Origin of the sequence: Nostoc sp. DedQUE04, from assembly GCF_034530995.1 — a bacterium.
Lineage (GTDB): Bacteria > Cyanobacteriota > Cyanobacteriia > Cyanobacteriales > Nostocaceae > Nostoc.
The window spans coordinates 20,752-43,852 of the sequence record NZ_JAVRCA010000021.1; the positions used below are offsets into that span (position 1 = coordinate 20,752).

13 protein-coding genes are annotated in these 23,101 nt (G+C 43.1%); 9 read left to right on the forward strand and 4 right to left on the reverse strand.

Features of this window, described 5'->3' with window-relative positions:
* Nucleotides 1-733: 733 nt before the first annotated feature.
* Nucleotides 734-943: a hypothetical protein gene (locus RM049_RS16465; RefSeq protein ID WP_322671201.1), complete on the forward strand. Its 210-nt coding sequence runs from the start codon at nt 734-736 to the stop codon at nt 941-943.
* A gap of 64 nt (nt 944-1,007) precedes the next feature.
* Nucleotides 1,008-2,672: an FAD-dependent oxidoreductase gene (locus tag RM049_RS16470; protein WP_322671200.1), complete on the forward strand. Its 1,665-nt coding sequence runs from the start codon at nt 1,008-1,010 to the stop codon at nt 2,670-2,672.
* Between the two features lie 257 nt (nt 2,673-2,929).
* On the opposite strand, the gene RM049_RS16475 is transcribed toward RM049_RS16470, so the two are convergent.
* On the reverse strand, nt 2,930-3,250 hold the full coding sequence (locus RM049_RS16475; RefSeq protein ID WP_322671199.1) for a multidrug efflux SMR transporter: 321 nt from the start codon (nt 3,248-3,250) through the stop codon (nt 2,930-2,932).
* Between the two features lie 312 nt (nt 3,251-3,562).
* Between RM049_RS16475 and eis the strand changes: the two genes are divergently transcribed.
* Complete coding sequence (gene eis / locus RM049_RS16480; protein ID WP_322704945.1) at nt 3,563-4,741, forward strand: GNAT family N-acetyltransferase; 1,179 nt, start codon at nt 3,563-3,565, stop codon at nt 4,739-4,741.
* A 1,112-nt stretch (nt 4,742-5,853) separates the two neighbouring features.
* Nucleotides 5,854-7,176 (forward strand): serine hydrolase, encoded by a 1,323-nt coding sequence (locus tag RM049_RS16485; protein ID WP_322704946.1) that lies wholly within the window; start codon nt 5,854-5,856, stop codon nt 7,174-7,176.
* Between the two features lie 268 nt (nt 7,177-7,444).
* On the opposite strand, the gene RM049_RS16490 is transcribed toward RM049_RS16485, so the two are convergent.
* Nucleotides 7,445-9,454, reverse strand: a complete 2,010-nt coding sequence (locus RM049_RS16490; RefSeq protein WP_416212642.1) for a cytochrome-c peroxidase — start codon at nt 9,452-9,454, stop codon at nt 7,445-7,447.
* A 440-nt stretch (nt 9,455-9,894) separates the two neighbouring features.
* Between RM049_RS16490 and RM049_RS16495 the strand changes: the two genes are divergently transcribed.
* From RM049_RS16495 to RM049_RS16515, 5 genes are all read left to right on the forward strand, one after another.
* On the forward strand, nt 9,895-10,815 hold the full coding sequence (locus RM049_RS16495; RefSeq protein WP_322704948.1) for a DMT family transporter: 921 nt from the start codon (nt 9,895-9,897) through the stop codon (nt 10,813-10,815).
* Between the two features lie 512 nt (nt 10,816-11,327).
* A complete protein-coding gene (locus RM049_RS16500; protein ID WP_322704949.1) occupies nt 11,328-13,103 on the forward strand; it encodes an alpha/beta hydrolase in 1,776 nt (591 codons plus the stop codon).
* Nucleotides 13,104-13,355: 252 nt separating this feature from the next.
* On the forward strand, nt 13,356-15,686 hold the full coding sequence (locus RM049_RS16505; protein WP_322704950.1) for an ATP-binding protein: 2,331 nt from the start codon (nt 13,356-13,358) through the stop codon (nt 15,684-15,686).
* A 52-nt stretch (nt 15,687-15,738) separates the two neighbouring features.
* Entirely contained in the window at nt 15,739-16,212 is a 474-nt protein-coding gene (locus tag RM049_RS16510) for a response regulator (RefSeq protein ID WP_322671192.1), read from the forward strand.
* Between the two features lie 280 nt (nt 16,213-16,492).
* On the forward strand, nt 16,493-18,235 hold the full coding sequence (locus RM049_RS16515) for an ATP-binding protein (protein WP_322704951.1): 1,743 nt from the start codon (nt 16,493-16,495) through the stop codon (nt 18,233-18,235).
* A 478-nt stretch (nt 18,236-18,713) separates the two neighbouring features.
* Here the strand turns inward: RM049_RS16515 and RM049_RS16520 are convergent, their stop codons facing one another.
* Together RM049_RS16520 and RM049_RS16525 are read right to left on the reverse strand one after the other, a co-directional pair.
* The gene (locus RM049_RS16520) at nt 18,714-21,491 is read right to left on the reverse strand and encodes a response regulator (RefSeq protein ID WP_322704952.1); all 2,778 of its coding nucleotides are present in this window, start codon (nt 21,489-21,491) and stop codon (nt 18,714-18,716) included.
* Nucleotides 21,492-21,653: 162 nt separating this feature from the next.
* A partial coding sequence (locus RM049_RS16525) for a sensor histidine kinase (RefSeq protein WP_322704953.1) occupies nt 21,654-23,101 on the reverse strand: 1,448 nt, incomplete at its 5' end.

The following is a 23,101-nucleotide window of genomic DNA, read 5'->3' on the forward strand; positions in this document are numbered from 1 at the left end:
GTCTTTCAACTCTTTTGGGAGCTAGACGCGAGTGCGTCTTGTAGAGTTGCGTCACCGATGATATCATGTCCGCCAAATTACCCATAATAAAAGAACCCCACCCCCAACCCCTCCCGAAAAGCGGGGAGGGGAGACAAAGCACAGCTTTGGCGGGGTGGGGTTCTTCGGGTTTAATAAGCAATCAAGCGGACATAATATCATCGGTGACGCAATCATCATTCCTCTATGGCTCGAATGGCACTAAGTTAAGATACAGCCCTTATCGTGACTGGTTCCCAGCCTGGAGGCTGGGAACTCATTCTGGGAGGCTCCGCCTCCATAGCTTGACAAGAGGTAGAACCTCTTTTGAATACATTCCCAGCCTGGAGGCTGGGAACGAGTCTAAACAAGCTTTTGGGCTTTACAAGCGTGCCATTCGGTCATGCATTAATTTTCGGAGATGTCTCTTGTACTCTGTCCACCACTATACTCATGCAAGCTAGAGCGATCGCATACTTACTTATAATTCGTAAGGAATGCCCTGTTGCCTGATTCAATCCAATTTTAGTTACCCTGAATGACCCAAATAGTTTTATGATTCTCTACGAAAGTATATTTGAAATTATTTTAGGTCTACCACCAAAATATTCTCAAGCTGATTCTGGAACATGATAAATCACCTTTAAGTGATTCGTGCAATACTGGTTTTGAACCTTCTTCCAGGGTCAAATAAAGTACAGGGAGATGCAAAAGTATGGCTGAACACTCATTTCACGACCAACTGAGTTTAGAGGAACAAGCTGAAAAACTCGGCAAGCAAGCATTAAGCTTGGGTTTGATTCCCAGCTTTGTAGTGCATTACTTTCCTGATACTTGGGTATTTTATATACCCAATGAAACTAAATCGGAACCGCTGACACCAGAAGAGGCATACTTTCGTTTAAAGCAACTGGTTAAACAGTAGATATTTTGACGACAAATTTTTGAAGACAACGGCTAGACACTGCAATTGTTAAGTAACAGTAGTTATGGCGAAACCAGCAATTTTAACCGTCGATGACGATCCAGAAGTATTGCAAGCGGTGTCACGAGACTTGCGTCATCAGTATGGCGATCGCTTCCGCATTGTTCGGGCAGATTCCGGGATCGCGGCTCTGGATGTGGTGCAGCAACTAAAATTGCGGAATGACCCAGTTGCTCTATTTCTAGTGGATCAACGTATGCCCCAAATGGGAGGCGTGGAGTTCTTAGAACGAGCAAAAAGTATTTTTCCCGATGCGAAACGTGCCTTGTTGACGGCTTATGCAGATACGGATGCTGCTATTAAATCGATTAATAGTGCCAAACTTGATTATTACTTACTCAAGCCTTGGAATCCACCAGAAGAGAGATTATATCCGGTTTTAGATGATTTGCTAGATGACTGGCTAGCAGGATTTCGCCCACCCTTTGAAGGCATTCGAGTCATTGGTAATCGCTGGTCGCCTTTTTCACATCAGGTGAAAGACTTCCTAGCACGTAACCAGATTCCATTTAAGTGGTTAGATGTTGAACTGGAGCCGGATGCAGAAAAATTAGTGGAATTCGCCCAAGCTGATTGTAGACAACAATTACCCTTAGTGCTATTTCCCGATGGTTCCCGATTAATTCAACCATCTAATTTAGAAATTGCCGCCAAAATTGGGCTGCAAACTCAGGCAGAGCGTCCCTTTTATGACTTAGCGATCGTCGGTGCTGGCCCTGCCGGATTAGCAGCCGCCGTTTATGGCGCTTCTGAGGGATTGAGTACTGTCTTAATTGAGCGGGAAGCGCCAGGAGGACAAGCAGGTACGAGTTCGCGGATTGAGAACTATTTGGGGTTTCCGATTGGCTTGAGTGGCAACGATTTGGCAAGGCGGGGAGTCACCCAAGCGCGGCGATTTGGAGTAGAAATTCTCACTCCTCAAGTAGTAACTGGGGTTCGATTGGAAGATCCTTATCGGGTTCTGCAATTAGCAGATGGTAGCGAGATTAGTTGCCATGCACTTCTAGTTGCAACCGGTGTTTCCTACCGTTGGCTCAATGTTCCAGGAGCCGAGAAGCTTACAGGAGCAGGAATTTATTACGGTGCTGCCATGACTGAGGCGATCGCCTGCACCAATGAAGAGGTTTACTTGGTAGGCGGGGCAAACTCTGCTGGACAGGCAGCAATGCACTTTTCTAAGTATGCCAGCAAAGTGATTATGTTAGTACGGGGTCAGTCACTAGCATCAAGTATGTCTCAATATTTGATTGACCAAATTGCTGCAACTGAAAATATCCAAGTTTGCACGGGTTGCAGCGTCGTGGAAGTCAAGGGAGAAGAATATTTAGAAGCAATTACGATCGCCCATGCTAACACTGGACAAATCGAAACCGTGCCAGCGCGATCGCTGTTTATTTTCATCGGTGCTAGCCCCAAAACTGATTGGCTCGATGGCGTTATTCAACGCGATACTCAGGGGTTTATCATCACAGGGCCGGACTTAGCGCATAATGGCAAATCTCCTCGTGGTTGGTCTTTAGAACGCTCTCCTTTTTTATTAGAAACCAACATTCCCGGAATCTTCGCAGCCGGAGATGTCCGCTATGGCTCAATTAAACGGGTAGCATCCGGTGTGGGAGAAGGTTCGATCGCCATTCAATTCGTTCACCGCTACCTAAGTAATGTTTAGCTAAAGCAGCCAATACTAAGCTGTATAAAATAGACCTGCCTTAAAAATAGGGACTGGGGACTGGGGACTGGGGACTGGGGACTGGGGACTGGGGACTGGGGACTGGGGAAGAGATATTTTTAAGGAAAATAACAAACCTTTCCCCCTTTCCCCCGCCCCTTATCCCGACAAATGCCAAGAAGTCTAATCTGCAAACCCTCTCCCCTGCTCCCCTGCTCCCCTGCCCCCTGCCTCCTGCCTCCTGCCTCCTGCCTCCTTCATTGACTTGCGTTGATCCCAATTACCCCGATGATGATTAAGGCGATCGACACAAGTTTGATGAATGTGGCAGATTCCCGAAACCAAATAATCCCAATAAGAGCTACTAGAATAGTTCCTAATCCAGCCCAGACAGAATAGGCGACACTTACTTCAAGTTTCTTGAGAGCAAAGGTCAAAAAAGTAAAACAAAGTCCATAGAAGACAAATATTAATACTGAAGGAACTATTTTAGTAAATCCCTGTGATAATTTCATGCAAGTTGTGCCTGAAACCTCAAAGAGGATTGCTAATATAAGGTAAATCCAACTTGTTGACATATTTTTTGTAAGTGGTTAGTTAAGAGCAACTGCCCTAAAAATAGAATAAACACTCCTGAAGTAACTCATTAAAAATTTTTACAAGTGTAATATCAATTCTCGATAAAGATGCTTTGGAGGGAAGGCGTAGCCGAGAGATAAATATATGCAGCTTCATAAAGAAACAGTATAGGTATTCCAACATTTAAAACCAAACGTGCAGTAGTATAATTGAGGCTGATTCCGGGGCTTTATAGCGATGAAATTGCTCAAGCATTCGAGCAACATCTGCTGTAGTGTGATTGTGTTTTTGTCCTACTAATGGTACAAGAGATGACGGCTCAATTTGAATACAGCACTCTTGCCGATCCACAGGATATTCAACAGCTGATATATATCCTTGAGCAGTGTTTTATCAGCGGAGTTGGTGGTGAAGAAGCTTATATCAATCTCATTGGCGTAGAAAATTTCCGTATTATTCGGGGATTTGGGCAATTAGTTGGTGGATTGGCAACTCTGGATATGGGTCAATGGTGGGGTGGTGTGCGCGTACCAATGACAGGAATTGCCGTTGTGGGTATTGCTCCAGAGTATCGCGGTTCGGGAGCTGCGATCGCTCTCATGCAGCAGACGCTCAAGGAACTTTATGCTAGAGGTATACCGCTCTCTGCTCTTTATCCAGCAGTTCAAGGCTTGTATCGAAAAGTCGGGTATGAGCAGGGGGGTAGCTGGTGTAATTGGGAAGTTGCAACTAAAAGTATCCAACTGCGGGAGCAACCTCTACCTTTACAACCAATAGTAAATATCAATCATCAAGTATTTCACGAACTATATCAGCAGCAGGCGAAACTAACGCATGGATATTTAGACCGACATCGAGCAATCTGGGAGCGCTTAATTCAACCAGATGAGAAGGAAACATTTTATGCATATTTTATTGGTACCAAAGAGAAACCCGAAGGTTACATCCTCTTCAGTCAACATTCAAAAGAAGATGGCGCAATCCTGCGAATCAAAGATTGGGTAATTCTCACAACTGCGGCTGCACAAACATTCTGGTCTTTTCTTGCCAGTCATCGCTCCCAAATTGAACGCGTGCGATGGAGGAGTTCTGCAATTGATTCTTTGACATTGCTGCTACCAGAGCAAACTGCCAAGCTTAAGAATACGATGCGTTGGATGCTCCGAGTAGTAGATTTAGTCAAGGCGCTGGAGATGCGGGGTTATCCTTCGGGAATTGAAACTGAATTGCACCTAGATATTCAAGATAATTTGCTAGATGCAAACAATGGTAAATTCATCCTTTCTGTTGCCAATGGACGCGGTGAAGTTACAAAAGGTGGAAAAGGTGAGTTGCAGTTAGATATCCGAGAACTAGCACCACTATATACAAATTTGTTCGCTCCCTACCATTTGCAAATAGCCGGAAAACTGCATGGGACAGAAACCGCTATTTCAGCAGCTACGCAAATCTTTGCAGGTAGTTCTCCTTGGATAGCTGATTTCTTTTAACCTGAGTTGTCAACGAACCTTTCTTTAGTTGAACTAAAGTTCTCATAGTTCTCGTTTAACTGAGGTACACCCGTAGGGGCACGACGACACTGCCCATAGGTGTTAACCTTAAGCTCAAATGCGTGTCCTACAGGCGTTTTACCCCCTTAATCCCCCCGATGTATTGGCTACGGTGTACACACAAGTCTGAAGTTGTTCAATAATCTGGGTTTTACCCCACCCTAACCACTGCTTGAATTCAATAAACGACCACCCGAATTCAATAAATGACTGCCCGAATTCAATAAACGACTGCCCGAATTTAATAAACTACTGCCCGAATTCAATAAACAACCACCCGAATTTAATAAACAACCACCCGAATTTAATAAACAACCACCCGAATTTAATAAACAACCACCCGAAATCAATATATTTATTGCATAAATTCTCAAAACCTCACCTGAAACCTGATTTACTTAGGTTTTAGCTTTAGTTTTACCCCACCCAACCATCACTGCGATTAAGTAGGTAAGTAAGTCGGTGCAATAAAACCAAACTGTGTAAAGAAAAGTAAATAAGCCTCAAACTCTTTCTCCCCCTGCGTTCTTAATGATAAGTCTTTCACCAGACATGATATCAAGGGGGGAAACAGGAAATTTGTTCCCTCCCCTTGACAAGGGGAGGGTTAGGGTGGGGTGAAGCGGATGGTGATGGGAAGCCAGAAAACTGAATATCACGTCATTACAAGGGTTTCACCTTAAGTGAACACCTATGGGCAATGCCGTGCCCCTACGCGAACAAATCTATATATATGTATAAGGGTTTTAGTGAATGGGTTTTACTTTCTCTCTATACAAAACATCAGCTGGAAACATAATTAATCCTTCGCTCGTCCTTCCGCTAGATTAACAATTTCTGTTGTTGTCAACTCACACACAAATTAAACTGTCAGCGATTTACTTTTAATAAGTAATGATGATTTATCGTGCTTATTTAATCCCAAACCTCATCTGGTAAAAATAACTCAACGGGATTTATGAATTTTTCTCCGGAAGTTCAGCACAGTCATCAGAAAACAATCTAAGTAAACCTGATTAGTTTCTCCTTACTTGCACACCCACATTCACAACATGAAATCACATCTACTGGCGATTGGTTTAAGCAGTTTGGTTCTAGTTGCAGGACAAGCTAAAGCCTCACAATTACAGTCTTGGTACTATGATTCTAGCCAAAACCAATTAGACCTAACTACCACTTCGGGAATAGAACCAAAAGCCTTTTTATTAGATAATCCGAATCGATTAGTGATTGACTTACCTGGAACTAATTTTAATTCCGATACTGTAAAACAAAGTTTTGGTAAGGCGGTGAAAGAAATTCGCCTCGGCAAACCAGACTCTCAAACTACTCGTTTTGTCGTCGAGTTAGCTCCGGGTTATGATGTTACTTCCCAAAATATATCAGTTAAAGGAGATTCCCGTTCTCATTGGATTTTCAAATTCAATTCATTTAATCGCCAAAGTAATCCCATTGTTGGGGAAAATCGAGAAGATATTGCCATCAAATCCACAGATGCATCGACATTTGCCGGAGTTGTAAATCTTGGTCAAGAAATGGTTGGTATCACTTCTCAGATTCGTAGTTTGTTAGCAAGTTATAAAACATTAAATCCGGGAATATTTTTCTTGGATTTAGATACAGGAAACTATATAGATATTAATGGCGAAAAAAGATTTGCTGCTGCCAGTACAATCAAATTCCCCTTATTAGTGGCTCTTTTCCAAGAAATAGATGCAGGTAGAATTAAACTTACCGATAAATTAGTGATGCGGCGCGATTTAAAGGTGGGCGAATCTGGAATAATGCAATACAAACCCATCGGCACTAAATTTAGTGTCCTGGAAACTGCTACTTTGATGATGACAATCAGCGATAATACCGCCACAAATTTAGTTCTCGATCGCTTGGGTGGTGCCGCAAAAGTTAGTCAACGTTTTCGTAGCTGGGGATTGCAAAATACAGCACTTCGCAATTTACTTCCAGATATCGGTGGCACAAATACAACTAGTTCTAAAGATTTAGTCAGATTAGCGGCGTTAGTTTCTAATAATCGTTTGCTATCCCCAACTAGCCGCGATCGAGTTTTAGGCATTATGCGTCATGTGAAAACCAATAGTTTACTACCAGCTGGTATCGGTCAAGGAGCTACTATTGCCCACAAAACTGGTACATTGAGATTTATCATTGGTGATGCGGGTATTATTCAAATGCCCAACGGCAAAAGCTATTTAGCAGGTGTTTTGGTGCAAAGACCAAACTACGATCGCAGAGCTGGAGATTTTGTCCGTGAAGTTTCCAGAAGAGTCTATAATTACCTAGACAATACCAAAGTTAGCAATATACAACCCAAATTTGGCGATGCCTCCAACGGGCTACGCCTACGCATTCGTTAGTCAAGCGATCGCAACTACTAGTCCACCACATCAATTTTGAAGAGTACTGTTAGCGGTAGCGGGGCGTTTAGCCCGTGCTGAGTATTGAGTAATTTACTCTCAGCCAAGGTACTCACTACTCAGCATTGAGTAGGGTGAATAAGTTTGTAGTAAAGGCTAAAGTCCTTACTACGAACTCCGCAATTGCACCAAATCGCAAAAATAGGGACGTACATTTGTACGTCCCTACATATCTATCTGTATTCAGGTATTTCGTCGTGAAATGAGATTAACTCAGAAAATTTGGTGTACCACCATTACCACTCCTACCAACAGCAGGAATTTCCACTGTGTCATCTGTAGCTTTACCAGTGCCGTCATTGACAACGTAATTAGTGTTACCCACATGTCCATTAGGGATAAACAATTGTGGATGGTCAAAGGGCGCTTTATCAAACCGAACTCGGTCATCAGTCAGTCCTTTTAAAAAGGCAACCAAATCCTGTTTTTCTGCTGGTGAAAGATTTAGCGGTGGAAGTACTCCATAATCACCACCACGATTGTAAAAATCAATCACTTGCTCTAGAGTCGCCTGACCTCCATTGTGGAAGTAGGGAGCAGTTAGTTCCACATTGCGAAGTCCGGGTGCTTTGAAAGCTCCATTTGCAAACACAGGTTCACTGGAATTCAACGGTGGATTGAGGGTTGGGGGATTTTCGCCAAGGAGATCCTTAAATTTACCCAACTGAGCCAATCGTGCCTCTGAAAGCGGACTACGTTGACCTTTACTCTGCAAACCGTCATAACCACCCAAACCGGGGTCTTCTGTGGCTGGTCTGACACCGATATTGAAGAAACCATTGTCTTCGGGAGATTGTGAGCCAAACGGCGCACGTTTGATTCGTCCCTCTTTAGCCACGCTGCTGACTGAAGCCGCAGTTAATTCTACTCCAGTGTGGCAACTAATACACAGACCTTTGCCCTCAAACAGTCCTTTCCCTCGTTGCTGCTGCGCGGTTAGGGCGCTGGTGTTTCCTTCCAAATAGCGATCGTAGGGCGTATCATAGGAAATGAGCGTAGACTCGTACAATTGAACTGCCAGCCCAAAGAATAGCGAGAAGTTGTACTCTAGCAATGTGTACTCATTAGTTGTCAAGGAGCGATCGGGCCTTTTAACAATAGTCCGTTTACCGTCAGAGTCAACTTGGATGAGACGAGTAGAATTCCACCACTCCGGCTTGAAGGCATCTTGAATCATCTGCTCGTATGTTTTATCTTTAAGTCCAGGTTTAGGCGATCTACTATCTTTACCTAAAACGCTGTCTTGCGGATGCACAATCTGTTTAGCTAGCGGTTTTAGAGGTAATAACTTTTTCGCAAGTTTTCGGGGGAGCTTTTTACCCTTACCAGAGGTGAAAGATATTCTGTCAATTAGCCCCAACTTATCACTCCCGAACTTATCACCAATTTCTTCAAAAGTGCGACCATCTGCGGATGACTCAAAGGAACTGAGTGGCGGCCCGACAGCTTGAGATGCCAAAGACGAGTTTTTGAGGCTGACTTTGACAAATTCTGCCCTAATTGGGTTTATAGCCTTGACAACAGTGGCGTTAGGATCTCTTAAACCGAAGGGATTCACCCCATTAAAGATATCTTGTGCCCTTCCGTCCCAAAAGTTGCGGAAGTTGAATGCAGCATTAATCACGGTTGGCGTGTTACGCGGCTCAACGCGCCGCACATTGATACCTTTTATGTTAAACACCGGATCTGGCTCGGTTGTAACTTTGTCTTCTGCATTACCAAGTGTGACATCCACAAACTTCGTATTGAAGATCCCCTGAGAAGAACTGACATCGTTACGGTCAGATACAACAGTCTTAGGATCGTTGGGGTTTGACAGCTTGTGGAAGGGAAAATCTCCTGGTTTAAGCTGATAGTTTGGTAGTCCGCCGACATTGAAAACTGAATCTGGATTCTCTGTACCATCGGCATTGACCCGCAAAAGCCCAGGAGCAATCTGATTTTTGGATCTATTGTCGGCTCCAGCATGAAAGTGACAACTAGCGCAGGAGGTCTTTCCATCGCTCCCAATCTGCATATCCCAAAAAAGAGTCTTTCCTAACTTGATTGCAGCTGTTTTGTCTGCTACAAAGTCTCCAAGATTGTCAGGTTCTGGAACCGATACGCTTTTGAGCGAAACTGGAGACGGGCCTGTAACTGCTGATACAGTATTTCCAGCTATTACCGCTGCCAGAATAATGGCAGCAATGGTTATAGTCCTTGAAAATCTCGATCTCAAGTAGTTAGGCTTGCCATATCTGAATCTCCACTCTTGCCCCTTTATTTTTGTCACCAAAGATTTGAGCAAAAATCGACCTCTTGAGGTCAGCAATAAGTAACATGATAAAGCGGTGGCGAAGATTACTAAGCTGATTATGGGTATAATCCCCATAGTTTTTTTCTAAAGTAACACCGAGATAAAGTATACATTTACGAAGAAGTTTTTAATTTAATATTCATGTAAAATGAACACGCAAATTACGAATTTTACGTGAACAAAAAAATACACCCTCTTCGGGCTACGAATCATAAATTAATTTGGATAAATTGATGATTATTTTATATTGAATTTGCATTAACTAAACTATTAATATATTTTATCGATAAGAGTTTGATAAAATGTTCAGATATTTAAATTAGATATAACTTACTTATCAGTCCTAATTTTTGGATATTTTAATGTTACTACATCAAAGTTCTGGTCGGTGGCGCTTAGGGCTAGCATTATCGCTATTGACAGTCTTCTTATGGGGAATTTTACCTATTGCTCTTGCAGTAATTCTACAAGTACTTGATGTCTATACCGTTATTTGGTTTCGTTTTTTAGTATCATTTGTATTACTTGCTATGTATTTAGGGATACGCGGTAAATTACCAAAATTAGAACAATTGCGCTCTGCTTCTGGAAAATTATTAGCGATCGCAACAATATTTTTAGGGATTAATTACTTCTCGTTTACCCAAGGTTTAGCATTAACATCGCCTGCTAACGCTGAAGTTTTGATTCAATTATCTAGCCTTTTATTAGGTTTTGGAGGGTTAGTAATTTTTAAAGAACGTTATCGACTGTCTCAATGGATTGGCGTTAGTGTCATGATTTGTGGTTATCTTTTATTTTTTCGCGAACAACTAACGAATTTAATTACAGCGTATGGTACATATATACTAGGTAGTGTTTTAATCGCGCTAGGAGCAACGGCTTGGGCTATTTATGCTTTGGCACAAAAGCAGTTATTACAATCTTTATCTTCCACCAACATCATGTTGATCATTTATGGGGGCTGTACTTTATTATTCACTCCTCTAGCTAAATTTAAATCACTTTTTATACTCGATAGTTTCCATTTAGTAATGTTAATTTTTTGTGCCTTGAATACCTTAATCGCTTACGGTGCTTTTTCTGAATCATTACAACATTGGGAAGCATCACGAGTAAGTGCAGTAATAGCTTTAGCTCCCATTGTGACATTAATAGCAGTCGCAGTTGTATCAGTTATTGCATCTGATTGGATACCACCAGAACACTTCACCCTTATAGCAATATTGGGAGCAGGTTTAGTAGTTACAGGTTCAGTAGCGATCGCACTTGGGAAAAGCTGATTAATCGCCATATTTTTCAGAAATTTTACTGGATTTTTCAGCTAGTGAATTTGTGCAATATTCAAAGCTACAACATAAATACTGAGGCAGACTATTTTTTATTTGTTATGATTTAATAGTGAAGGCAAACTACTGAAGTCATCTAGATACTTTACTCATCTGCGTGACTTTGTAGGATTTGATTGTTGACTTTATAGCCGAAATATCCTTGAAAAAGAATTCAAAAATCAGAATTCAGGAGTCAGAGTAAATTACTAGAGTATTGGGTATCGCTACTTTTTTTGACTACTAAATCTCAGATTTAATGGAGATTTTAAACCCATTTATACTCATTGTTTTCAGCCAGCTACATTCGCAAGTCATACATTAATTCATCCTGAATTATAATTACTGACTCCTAAATTCTGTTTTGAGAAAATTGAGGCTAATAACTTTAACTAAACCAAGCAGGGCGCCCGAATAACTACCAAAGCCAACACCTGATAAAACCAGACCACCGAAACAGTTGAGCGATGAATAGTTTGTTTGGTAATTGGGCCAGCACCCTCAGAAAAAATTCTTTATTGCTGGTTCTTTCAATGGTGCTGCCAACGTTTGGAATTAGTAATTCTGTGTTGGCAGCAGAGCGGATTTATGCATCTTATTCAGCTTTAGAGCTTTCCATTTCAGTCAGGACTTTAGAGAACTACGCCAAAACAGGTGTAATTAACGAAGACTTAGCAGCCTATCAGCGATATCTGCCTTTAGAACAGTTTCAAGAATTGCGGCGGATTTTACTTAATCGTGTGAAAGTTAGTCCGGTAGTAGTTTCGCAACTTCTCTACACACCCCAAGGAGAATTTTTACTGCATCGATTGGCGCAAGTGATTAAAACCAATCAGCCAGAACCAGGATTGAGTACTTTGCGTTCGGCGCTAATTTTAGCCTCTGGTGAATCGGGAGGCTTGACACTTTTAAATGTGTTGCGTAAATATCCCACCAGCAGCATTCGCCTTGATGTCGCCGAGACTTTTGAAATAGCTACGGAATTGGAGAAACTTGTTAACCAAACCCATCAAGCGATCGCAGTTGTTTCTCAAAAGTCTAAAATAGAAGCTGAGAGCATTTCTCAACCAAATTTCTCGCAATTGCCCGATTTAAAGGTTCCAGGAAAATTTAAGTCGCAAAAATACATCCTGAAGTTTTTTGACTCAACCCGCAATCGACTTTTATTGACTGATGTTTACATTCCCAATGTCCAAAAGGCTGCACCGGTAATTGTCATTTCTCACGGCTTGGGTTTAGACAGCAGTAACTTTCAATATTTAGCCACTCACTTAGCTTCTTACGGATTTGCTGTCGTTGTTCCCAATCACCCTGGTAGTGATGCGAAACAATTACGTTCTCTCTTAAAAGGACGCGCTATTGAAGTAGCAGAACCAAGCGAATTTCAAGACCGACCTTTGGACATAACATATATACTGAATCAATTGCAAAAAGGTAATCAATCTGATTCACGGTTTAAAGGTCGCCTAAATCTGCAACAAGTCGGAGTATTTGGTCAATCTTTGGGAGGCTACACAGCCTTAGCCCTAGCAGGCGCTAAAATCAACTTTGAGCAGCTAAAACAAGACTGTCAACCAGCAGCACTCCAAAATACCTGGAATATGTCTTTACTGCTCCAGTGTCGCGCTTTAGAATTGAGCATCAGCAAGTCTGGCAAAGATTATAACCTGCGGGATGAGAGAGTAAAAGCTGCGATCGCAGTTAATCCCATTACTAGTTCTATTTTCGGCAAAGCTGGCTTAAGTCAAATCAAAACTCCAGTGATGATTGTCAGCAGTAGTGATGATACTGTTGCACCAGCTTTATCCGAGCAAATTTTACCTTTTTCCTGGTTAACGAATCCTCAAAAGTATCTCGTCACGCTTGAAGGTGGCACACACTTCTCCACCATTGGTAATGCAAACCCTGCAAATCAACAAGTAGCATTACCTGCTGATATGATTGGTGATGCTTCTCAAGCGCGTCGTTACATGAATGTTTTAAGTTTACCTTTCTTCCAAACATACATTGCAGGCAGGCCGCAATACACACCCTACCTAAACGCCGCTTACACTCAAAGCATTTCTAGTAAGCCTCTTGGCTTGAGTCTCGTTAAGTCATTGAATACAACTGAATTAGCACAATTATTGGATATCAAAGCAGCCAAACTCGTTCAAAAAAAAGTTCCCAACACCATAGTCAGCTTCGGATTTTGGATGTTGGATATTGGTGTTGCGTTGCTGCATGTAATGATTTTTATTTGATTTGTACAGACGTAATTAATTACGTCTGTAGAGTTGATTTTCACCTTTAGAAAATCAGAGGCTCAATTTTTGCTACGGAAGCCTTGCCACGTTATTAGACCATCCTCTAATTATTTTCACTTACATTAGTAACTGTAAAAAGCGTAACAAGCACAGATAGATGCGATCGCATTCATACTTATCAGCATATACTTTAAAGAAATATGACATTTAATTACGCTATTTTAAAACTAGCTTTACATAAGTTCAGTTATGAGCCAGCCGGAATATACTACAGCCCAAGCTACTGCCCTGACTAACCACGATCGCAAACCCATTCACATACCTGGCTCTATTCAACCTCATGGCATTCTCCTGGCACTCAGTAATCAGTTAGAGATACTGCAAGTTAGTAACAATACCCAAGTGTATTTGTGTAAAGCTCCAGAAGATTTGCTCAGTAAACCTTTGAGCTATTTACTTGAACCTCAGCCAGTGGAAATTGTCAAGCAGTGCTTAGTAAAAAAGGTTGGCAGCGCTAATGCGTTTAAAGTATTAATAAATACTTTATATGGGGAAATATACTTTGATGCTATTGCTCATCGTACAGAAGAAGCTGTGATTCTGGAGCTAGAACCAACTGACTCGGAATTTGAGATGAGTTTCTTAAACTTTCATAGTTTTGCGAGTGAAGCGATCGCTAAAATGCAAAAGACATCCAATTTGGGAGAATTTTTGCATTTAGTAGCTGAAGAAGTTCAAAAAATCATCGGTTTCGATCGGGTGATGGTTTATCAATTTGACGAGTCAGAAGCGGGTTCTGTGGTTGCAGAAGTTAAACGGGAAGATTTATCACCTTATTTAGGACTTCACTATCCCGCTACAGATATTCCAGCGCAGGCTAGGGAGTTATACACGCGCTGCTTTCTGAGATTTCTCCCCGATTTGACTGCCGAACCTGTCAAACTAGTTCCAACGGAAAATCCGACAACACATCAGCATCTTGACTTAAGCTACTGTCTGCTACGGAGTTTTGATTGGTGTTGTACTGAATATCATCAAAATATGGGAGTGAAGGCTCTTTTAGTGATTTCAATTATTCAAGAGCAGAAACTTTGGGGATTAATATCCTGTCACCATCAAACACCAAAGTATATTTCTTACGAAGTCCGCAAGATGTGCGAATTTTTGGGACAGATTGCATCTTCAGAATTAGCACACAAAATTAGTAACTCGGAATGGGATTATAAAGTAAAACTCAAATCGCTACAGTCTGAGTTTCTAGAATCTATTTCCCAAGCAGACAATTTTATCGATGCCCTCATCAAACCGGAAATCCGCTTGCTCGATCTTGTTAGTGCTTCAGGAGCGGCGGTTTGTCTGGATAATGAAATTACCCTTGTGGGAACAACACCGAATATTGATGAAGTTCGGGCACTCATTGAATGGGCGAATACCCAAGTTAGTGACAATCTGTTTGCTACTGATTCTCTGCCGAAGCTTTACCAAGAGGCACTAGTATTTAAAGATACTGCTAGTGGCTTGTTGCTACTGCGGATTTCTAAAATTCGGCGCTATTATATCCTTTGGTTTCGCCCTGAAGTTCTTCAAACGGTACACTGGGCAGGAAATCCACAAGAATCCATGCAAGCACAGGCAGACGGTAGCTATACCCTGTCTCCCCGAAAATCCTTTGAACAATGGCAAGAAACGGTTAGATTAACTTCTCTACCCTGGAAACCTTGCGAACTTGACAGTGCGATCGCTTTGAATAATGCGATCGTTGGTATTGTACTCTCGAAAGCGGATGAATTAGCTAAAATCAACCTGGAGTTAGAGCGCAGCAATCAAGAACTAGCATCCTTTGCCTACGCCGCTTCTCATGACCTGAAGGAACCTTTGCGGGGCATTTATAACTTCTCGACAGTACTGTTAGAAGACTATGCCCAAGTATTAGATGATGACGGAATGGAGTGCTTGCAAACAGTAGTATCCTTGTCTGTACGCATGGAAACTCTGATTAATGCTCTGCTGCGGTTATCGCAGTTAGGACAAGCACAACTGCGCTTGCAAGCAACTGACCTCAACGAATTACTCAACCAAGTAATCGACATTTTTCGTGCTAGTCGCCAAGACTCTGGGCTTGTGGATATTCGCATTCCTCGACCTTTACCAACAGTTTTGTGCGATCGAGTGCTGGTTAATGAAGTCTTCAGTAATCTGCTTGGTAATGCGTTCAAATATAACGATAAGACAGAGCAATGGGTTGAGATTGGCTACTTTTCTCAAGAAGAGGCAGAGGGGCAGAGGGGCAGGGGAGCAGAGGAGCAGGGGGAGACAAGGGGAATAACTCATACCCAATGCCCCATGCCCCATGCCCCATGCCCAATATTTTATATCCGAGATAACGGCATTGGAATTCCCCAGCATCACCTAGAAACTATCTTTAGATTATTTAAGCGGCTCCATTCCCAGCAAAAGTACGGTGGAGGAGCAGGTGCAGGATTAGCTATTGTTAAGAAGATTGTTGAGCTTCATAACGGTCACATTTGGGTTGAATCTACCGTAGGCGTTGGCTCAATTTTTTATTTTACGCTGGAATAGTTTAAGATAATGACTAAATATATATTTTTGTTAAGCTCTTTTAATACCACGAATGACAAAAAAACTTCATGAACCGCTGCTCGTTGTTGAGGACAGCAATGAAGATTTTCGGATGCTGCAACGTCTGATGCGGCGTATGTCCGTCCAGAACCCCATACACCGTTGTACGAATGGGGATGAGGTTTTAGAGTTCCTTTATCAACAGGGAAACGATGCCTACGCTAAGGACGAAGACCTACCCAACTCAAAAGTAGCATTACGACCCTCTGTAATCTTGCTCGATCTCAATTTGCCAGGTATTGATGGGCGTGACATTTTAGATCGGCTCAAGCAAGATAAGAGTTTCAAGGGAATTCCCATCGTTGTTTTTACCACATCATCTAACCCCAAGGATATTGAATTGTGCTACCAAAAGGGCGCAAATGGATATCTGGTAAAACCGATGGATGCTCAAGAACTAAAAAAGACGATCCAGGCATTTGTAGACTACTGGCTTGAAGCTAATACGCCGCCTGTGTTGGATTAATTTATTTATTTTTTGTCGATCTAGCAGTAGGGAAAAAAGGATAATAAAAAAGACGGCTCAGAGGACACAGAGACATTTTCCTCTTTGAGTCACTGTGTCTGTTTGTCTCTGTTAGATTCCTTTTCCCGATTTTTCTATTTTTTGACTATTTGGTATTTCTTTAGGATTACTAAAGAATTTAGATTTTATTTACACTTATTTTATATTATTTTTAGAATTATGCAAGAAAACACAATCTGGATAAAAGGGATCTATATAGCTCCCTGATCCTCATAACCTTATGTTGGACACATGGACGCTACTTATCATCGATGATTGTGCCGCAGATCGGAAAATCTATCGTCGATATCTTTTGAAAGATCCGCACCAGTCCTACCAGATTTTAGAGGCAGACTGTGCAGAAGAAGGACTTGCTTTGTGCCAAAAAGTACGCTGTGATGTCATTTTGCTGGATTTTTGCCTACCTGATATGAGTGGGTTAGAATTTTTCGATCGCATCCAGCAGGAGATATTTAAGACTTCTGTCCCCGTGATTATGTTGACAGGGCGCGGTGATGAAGAAATCGCTGTGCAGGTAATGAAACGGGGTGCTTTGGATTACTTAGTCAAGCAAAATCTGACACAGGATGTGCTGCAACTAGCAGTCCGCAACGCCATTAAGCAGTCGTGCTTGCAAGCCCAATTGCTCAAAACTCAGGAGAGACAACGCCTAATTGCCACAACTGCTTTACGAATTCGCCAGTCTCTTAACTTAGAGCAAATTTTGAATACGGCTGTAGCTGAGGTTCAGCAACTTCTGAAGTGCGATCGCGTGATGGTTTATCAGTTTGCCCCAGATACAGATGGTAAGATAGTCGCCTCATCAGTTGAGTCATACCGCACTGTGGCATTGTGCGATCGCGTTGGGGCTGGGACTGTGGAGCAGGGGAGCAGGGGAACAGGGGAGCAGGGGAGCAGAGGAGAAGTTGCAGTAGGTCTTTCCCCTCTGCCCCTCTGCCCCTCCGCCCCTCTGCCTTTCGTGCCTAATTCCCAATCCCCAATCCCTTATATCTATGAGCTTGGCTTGTGTAATTGTGTCAACCTAAAAGAGCAATTTAATACTAAGGCAAATCTGGTAGTTCCGATTAATCTGAGCAACAATGGGAACCCAACACCCAAGCTTTGGGGTTTATTGATTGCTCACCATAATTCCGGGGAACGACATTGGCAAACTGATGATGCAGAAATGCTCAATGAAGTATCAGTACAGTTAGCGATCGCTATTCAACAGGCGGAATTGTTAGCCCAAACTCAAGCAGCGCTTGCCAAAGAAAAGCAACTCAATGTATTTAAATCTCAAATAATTACAACGGTTTCCCATGAGTATCGAACGCCGCTAACTTCAATTCTGGCTGCGGCATCAACTTTGGTAAAACATAGCCAGCAATTAGATGAGTCCAAACAACAGAGGTTCTTGGGAATCATTGAGCAGAAAGCCAGATATATGTCCAAACTTGTGGATAATATGCTTCTGGTTAACCAACTTGAACTGGAAAAACCCAAGTTTCAACCAATCTCAGTCGATTTATTACAATTTTTTTCTGACCTTTTAGAACAAGAGCGAGAAACAGCAGGCGATCGCCACGAATTGATTTTTAAAATTACTGGTAATCATCATGGATTTTGGGGCGATCGCGGGCTTTTGCAGCAAATTTTTATTAACTTAATATCCAATGCAATTAAGTACTCTCCAGATGGAGGTAGTGTAGAATTCCACCTGATCGGCAAAGAATCAGAAGCAAGTTTTTACATTAAAGACTGTGGAATTGGTATCCCGATGGCAGATCGGGAAAATTTGTTTCAATCCTTCAGTCGTGGAAGTAACGTTGATACAATTCCTGGTACAGGCTTAGGGCTAGCGATCGCTAAAGCTTGTGTCGAGTTACATAGTGGCAATATTGCCTTGTCGAGTGAAGTGGGACAAGGAACTAAAGTTACAGTTAGCTTACCGAAATTATTCCCAATGGGTCAAAATAATTCGTAATTCGTAATTCGTAATTCGTAATTATTACCCCACACCTAAGAGGTTGTTTTAAAAGTAGTTGGCTGTAATTTTAATCACATTATTACCCCCCTTAATCCCCCCGATGTATTAGGGGGAAACAAGAAAAATCCGGTTCCCTCCCCAATACATACGGGGAGGGTTAGGGTGGGGTAAAAAATATCTGATACATCAATCATGACTTTTCAAACAACCTCTAAAGGTGGGGGCTTAAATAATGAATAAATTTATTTTTTCATTAATAATACCAATTTGAAAAAAGAATGCGACAAATAGACCATTTGTAGAAACGCGATTCATCGCGTCTCTACCGAAGGATGTGTTGCAATCATTAATTAAATTGGTATAAATTAAGTGGCTTGTACCCTTAATGAATTAATTATTAATTACGAATTACGAATTACGAATTACGAATTATTCGGTCAAGTATCTCCATCATCAACTTGACGTTTTAAGCATCTTAGTTGTGTTCTAGCAGGTTTACAATCTTCCTCACTAACTCCTCTGGTTCTAATGGCTTGCTAATATGAGCTTGAAACCCGGCAGTTAAGGCTTTTTGTTGGTCAATATCTGCGGCATAGGCAGTTAATGCGATCGCTAAAATCGTTCCTCCTTGATTGGGTGGGCGCGAACGAATTTGCTGGATCAGCATATAGCCATCCATATCAGCCATGCCGACATCACTCACAATTACATCAGGAATGAAACTATCAAGTACTTGCAATGCTTCTAGCCCAGACGCTACGGCTGTCACTTTTGCGCCATTTTGTTCTAGCAAAAATGCTTGAAACTCACGAGTATCACTATCATCATCCACTACCAAAATTTGCAGGTTGCTTAAGGGAGTCTGGGCGCTTGATGTTTCGGCGTCGGCTGAGTCAAGTACAATTTGTGCAGATTGGTTCAAGATCGGTATTTGAACTGTAAAGGTTGCGCCTTGATTCTCACCCAAGCTTTCTGCCTTGACTGTGCCACCGTGCAGTTCTACAATTTGGCGGACGATCGCTAGCCCCAAACCCAAGCCACCAAATCTGCGTGTCGTTGAGCTGTCCTCTTGCTGGAAATACTCAAACACATGTGGTAGAAATTCCGGTTGAATGCCAATGCCTGTATCGATCGCCCGGATTTGAGCCTGCCCTGCAATTTGCCTTAATTCAATGATTACTTGTCCGTCATCTGGTGTGAATTTGACGGCATTGGTAAGCAAGTTCCACACCACTTGCTGCAAGCGGGCAGCGTCACCAGAGATAGGTGCAGTAGGTTCGAGATCGATCTGTAAGTTAATATTCTTTGCTTCTGCTGCTAAACGCACCGTTTCCAGGGCAGCAGAAATAACAGGGATTAAATTAAGGGGAGCCACTGTTAAAGACAGCTTGCCCCGCATAATCCGCGAAACGTCGAGTAAGTCTTCAATTAATTGTGATTGCAATTTGGCGTTGCGCTCAATCGTTAGTAGTGCTTCGCTTTGACGGGCGGGATTGAGCTTGCCTTTTTGCAGCAGTTGTGCCCAGCCCAAGATCGGGTTGAGGGGCGATCGCAACTCATGAGACAGCACCGCTAAAAACTCGTCTTTAATTTGGTTAGCTCGTTGCAACTGTTCTGCCTGTTGCTGAATCGAAACAATTAGGTTGGCTCGGTCGAGGGCGATCGCTATCTGCTCAGACATCAATTGCAGCAAATCAATTTCTTCTGAGGTAAAGCGAGTGCGGGTGCAGCTAGCAAAGCAGATAGTTCCTAATAACCGTTCTTGGACAATTAACGGTTGACCGACATAAGCGGTGGCACCCAGGTCGCGGTGGGTTTGGGCATGAGGATGAGTGGCAATTTGGGCGCGATCGAGAACGAGTTGCTGTCGTTCTTGAGCTACCCATCCACAAAGGTCTTCACCGAACTCAAGCCACTCGATCGTCTCTGCTATCTCTTGACTAATGCCCTCATAGTTTTGCAAATGCAGTCTGGGGCGATTGTCTTTTGACTCGACGATGTAGCTGTAGTAATAGTCCAACCCTAGCGGGGGTGAGAGTTTGCTAAATAAATTGTGCATCAGCGTCATCGGTTGCTCAACCGCAAGTAAATTGCTGGTAATCTCATAGAGCAACTGCAAGCGTTCATCGGCTTGCCGCTGTGAGGTGACATCGCGCATGATTTTGATAAATCCTTGCACGTCGTCGGCTTCATCGCGTAAGGGCATCACAAAGCCACTACCCCAAAAGCGGCTACCGTCCTTTCGCATATGCCAGCACTCATTTTCTGCCTGTCCTTGAGTTTGGGCGGTCTGTAATTCCCTTCCAGCGCGGTCTTGGGCGTTGTCTTCGGGGGTGTAAAGGCAGCGACTATCACAGCCAATTATTTCTGCCTCTGAATACTCCAACAAGCTTTCCGCACCAGCATTCCAGCTTGTAATCACACCGTTGAGATCGAGGGTGAAAATGGCATATTCTTTTGCACTTGCCACCATTAACCGAAAGCGAGCTTCACTTTGTTTGAGGGCAATTTCGATTTGTTTGCGAGCGGTAATGTCGTAGGACATTGCCAGCACAGCATCAACTTCACCGCGATCGTTGCGTAAGGGTGTGCCATGAGAGATATAGTAGCGATCGTGGCTGTTGTGTTCTAAAGTAAATGATTCGCCATTGAGAGCTTGGTGGTAGTAGGGTTCGTAGCTGGCTGCTAGGGCGGGTTCGAGGGCTTCCCAGAGTGTTTTGCCGACAAAGTTTTCAGTAGTCATACCGACCCACTCCAGCGCTTCGCCTTCTGCCAGCTGGTAGCGCAAATCTCGATCCACAATGAACACAGCGCCATGAGGCAGTTTGGCCGCAACTTGACGCAGGCGAGCTTCGGCAAGTTGGCGATCGCGCTTTTCTTGGGCTTCTCGCAGCGCTCGTTGGACACAAGGAACCAACCGCCGTAAGTTGCGCTTTAGCACATAGTCGGTGGCTCCCAGTTTCAGCGCTTCAATCGCCAATTCTTCGCCCATACTGCCAGAGACGAAAATAAAAGGCGTGTCAGGACAGAGGTTTTGGGCAATTTTCAAGGCGGAAATGCCATCAAAACCAGGCAAGGCATAGTCTGCCAAAATCAAGTCAAACGCATTGGTTTCTAATGCCCTCACAAACTCAGCGCGAGTTTCTACCCGGAGCAGTTCAAAATTAGCACCGCCATCGGTCAGGGTGACATTTATCACCTCTGCATCAAGGGGATTGTCTTCCAGCAAAAGAAAGCGCAGTGCTGTCAACATAATTCGTAATTGATAATTCGTAATTCGTAATTGTTACACCACGGGCTTTGTCGGGGGCTTGAAATATTGATGCTATGCATTTTACTTCTCCATTAGATAAATCAAGTGGCTTGTACGCTTCTTTAATTACGAATTACGAATTACGAATTAGTAATTATTCGGTCATAATGCCTCATGTTTCGGGAGCGAAAAGTAGAACGTTGCGCCCTGGCCGATTGCGCCTTCTGCCCAGATGCGTCCGCCATGTCGATGAACGATCCGCCGTGCAGTGGCAAGCCCGACTCCCGTGCCAGAAAACTCTTCCTGGGGATGCAGCCGTTGAAACATGCTAAATAATCGATCGCAGTATTTCATGTCGAACCCTGCACCATTATCTCTGACAAAGAAAATCACTTCTTGCTCCTGTTCAATCCTACCAATTTTGATGGCGGCTTCGGTGTTATTGCGCGTGTACTTGACGGCATTCGACAGCAAGTTTTGCAGTACTAACCGCAGCAGTACTGGGTCAGCCTCTACCGTTGCCAATGGCTCGATTTCCCAGTGGAGCGATCGCCCGATTAGTTCCGGCTGCAATTGTTCTCGCACCTGCTGCACCAATTGACTGATATTAACAGTAGTCAAATGAATTTCTGTCTGCCCCAGGCGAGAAAATTCCAGCAGGTCGTCTACCATTTTTTCTGCCTCAAGAGCAGATTTGGTGATAATGTTGAGACTTTGCAAACTGGATGCATCAACGAGGGTTGCATTGAGCTTGCCTTGCAATCGTTCGGCAAAGCTGCTGATGTAGCGTAGCGGCGTTCGTAAGTCGTGGGATACCGAGGAAGAGAACGCCTCCAGTTCTTGGTTGATGGCTTCTAGTTGAGCAGTCCGCGCTTTCACCTGTTGCTCCAAGCGATCGTTGAGTGTTTGTACTGCCTGCATTACCTGTTCGCGGTAGACTGCTTCGCGTCGCAGTTGTGCTAATTGGAGGTTGGCATTGACTCGCGCTAACAATTCCCGTGCCGAGAAGGGTTTAATTAAGTAGTCATCTGCGCCAGTTTCTAAACCCTCCACCCGTGATTTTTCGCCAGCACGAGCAGAGAGCAAAATAATCGGGATTGTCTGGGTATTTGGTGAAGCCCGTAGCGATCGCAGTAACTCAAATCCATCCATTCTAGGCATCATCACATCTGCTAACACCAAGTCATAGATGGCACTTCCACCAGAGCGAATCGCATTCAGTGCGGCTAACCCATCATTTACAGCTTCTACCTCGTAGTAATGGTTTAACAACCGCCTGAGATAGCCGCGCATATCGGCGTTGTCATCCACTAGGAGAATACGCGCCCTCTTGGAGCTTTGAGCATGAACTTCCGAGTTTTGAGCATGAACTTCCGAGTTCTGAGCATGAACTTCCGAGTTCTGAACTTGAACTTCCGAGTTCTGAGCATGAACTTCCGAGTTCTGAACTTGAACTTCCGAGTTCTGAGCTTGAACTTCCGAGTTCTGAACTTGAACTTCCGAGTTCTGAGCATGAACTTCCGAGTTCTGAACTTGAACTTCCGAGTTCTGAGCTTGAACTTCCGAGTTCTGAACTTGAACTTCCGAGTTCTGAGCATGAACTTCCGAGT

What these genes read in the sequence shown, in the direction of transcription:
- RM049_RS16515 (WP_322704951.1), top strand. Translation starts at nt 16,493, where the DNA reads ATGTTGGACACATGGACGCTACTTATCATCGATGATTGTGCCGCAGAT.
- RM049_RS16510 (WP_322671192.1), top strand. Translation starts at nt 15,739, where the DNA reads ATGACAAAAAAACTTCATGAACCGCTGCTCGTTGTTGAGGACAGCAAT.
- eis (WP_322704945.1), top strand. Translation starts at nt 3,563, where the DNA reads ATGACGGCTCAATTTGAATACAGCACTCTTGCCGATCCACAGGATATT.
- RM049_RS16465 (WP_322671201.1), top strand. Translation starts at nt 734, where the DNA reads ATGGCTGAACACTCATTTCACGACCAACTGAGTTTAGAGGAACAAGCT.
- RM049_RS16470 (WP_322671200.1), top strand. Translation starts at nt 1,008, where the DNA reads ATGGCGAAACCAGCAATTTTAACCGTCGATGACGATCCAGAAGTATTG.
- RM049_RS16505 (WP_322704950.1), top strand. Translation starts at nt 13,356, where the DNA reads ATGAGCCAGCCGGAATATACTACAGCCCAAGCTACTGCCCTGACTAAC.
- RM049_RS16520 (WP_322704952.1), bottom strand. Translation starts at nt 21,491, where the DNA reads ATGTTGACAGCACTGCGCTTTCTTTTGCTGGAAGACAATCCCCTTGAT.
- RM049_RS16485 (WP_322704946.1), top strand. Translation starts at nt 5,854, where the DNA reads ATGAAATCACATCTACTGGCGATTGGTTTAAGCAGTTTGGTTCTAGTT.
- RM049_RS16500 (WP_322704949.1), top strand. Translation starts at nt 11,328, where the DNA reads ATGAATAGTTTGTTTGGTAATTGGGCCAGCACCCTCAGAAAAAATTCT.
- RM049_RS16495 (WP_322704948.1), top strand. Translation starts at nt 9,895, where the DNA reads ATGTTACTACATCAAAGTTCTGGTCGGTGGCGCTTAGGGCTAGCATTA.
- RM049_RS16475 (WP_322671199.1), bottom strand. Translation starts at nt 3,250, where the DNA reads ATGTCAACAAGTTGGATTTACCTTATATTAGCAATCCTCTTTGAGGTT.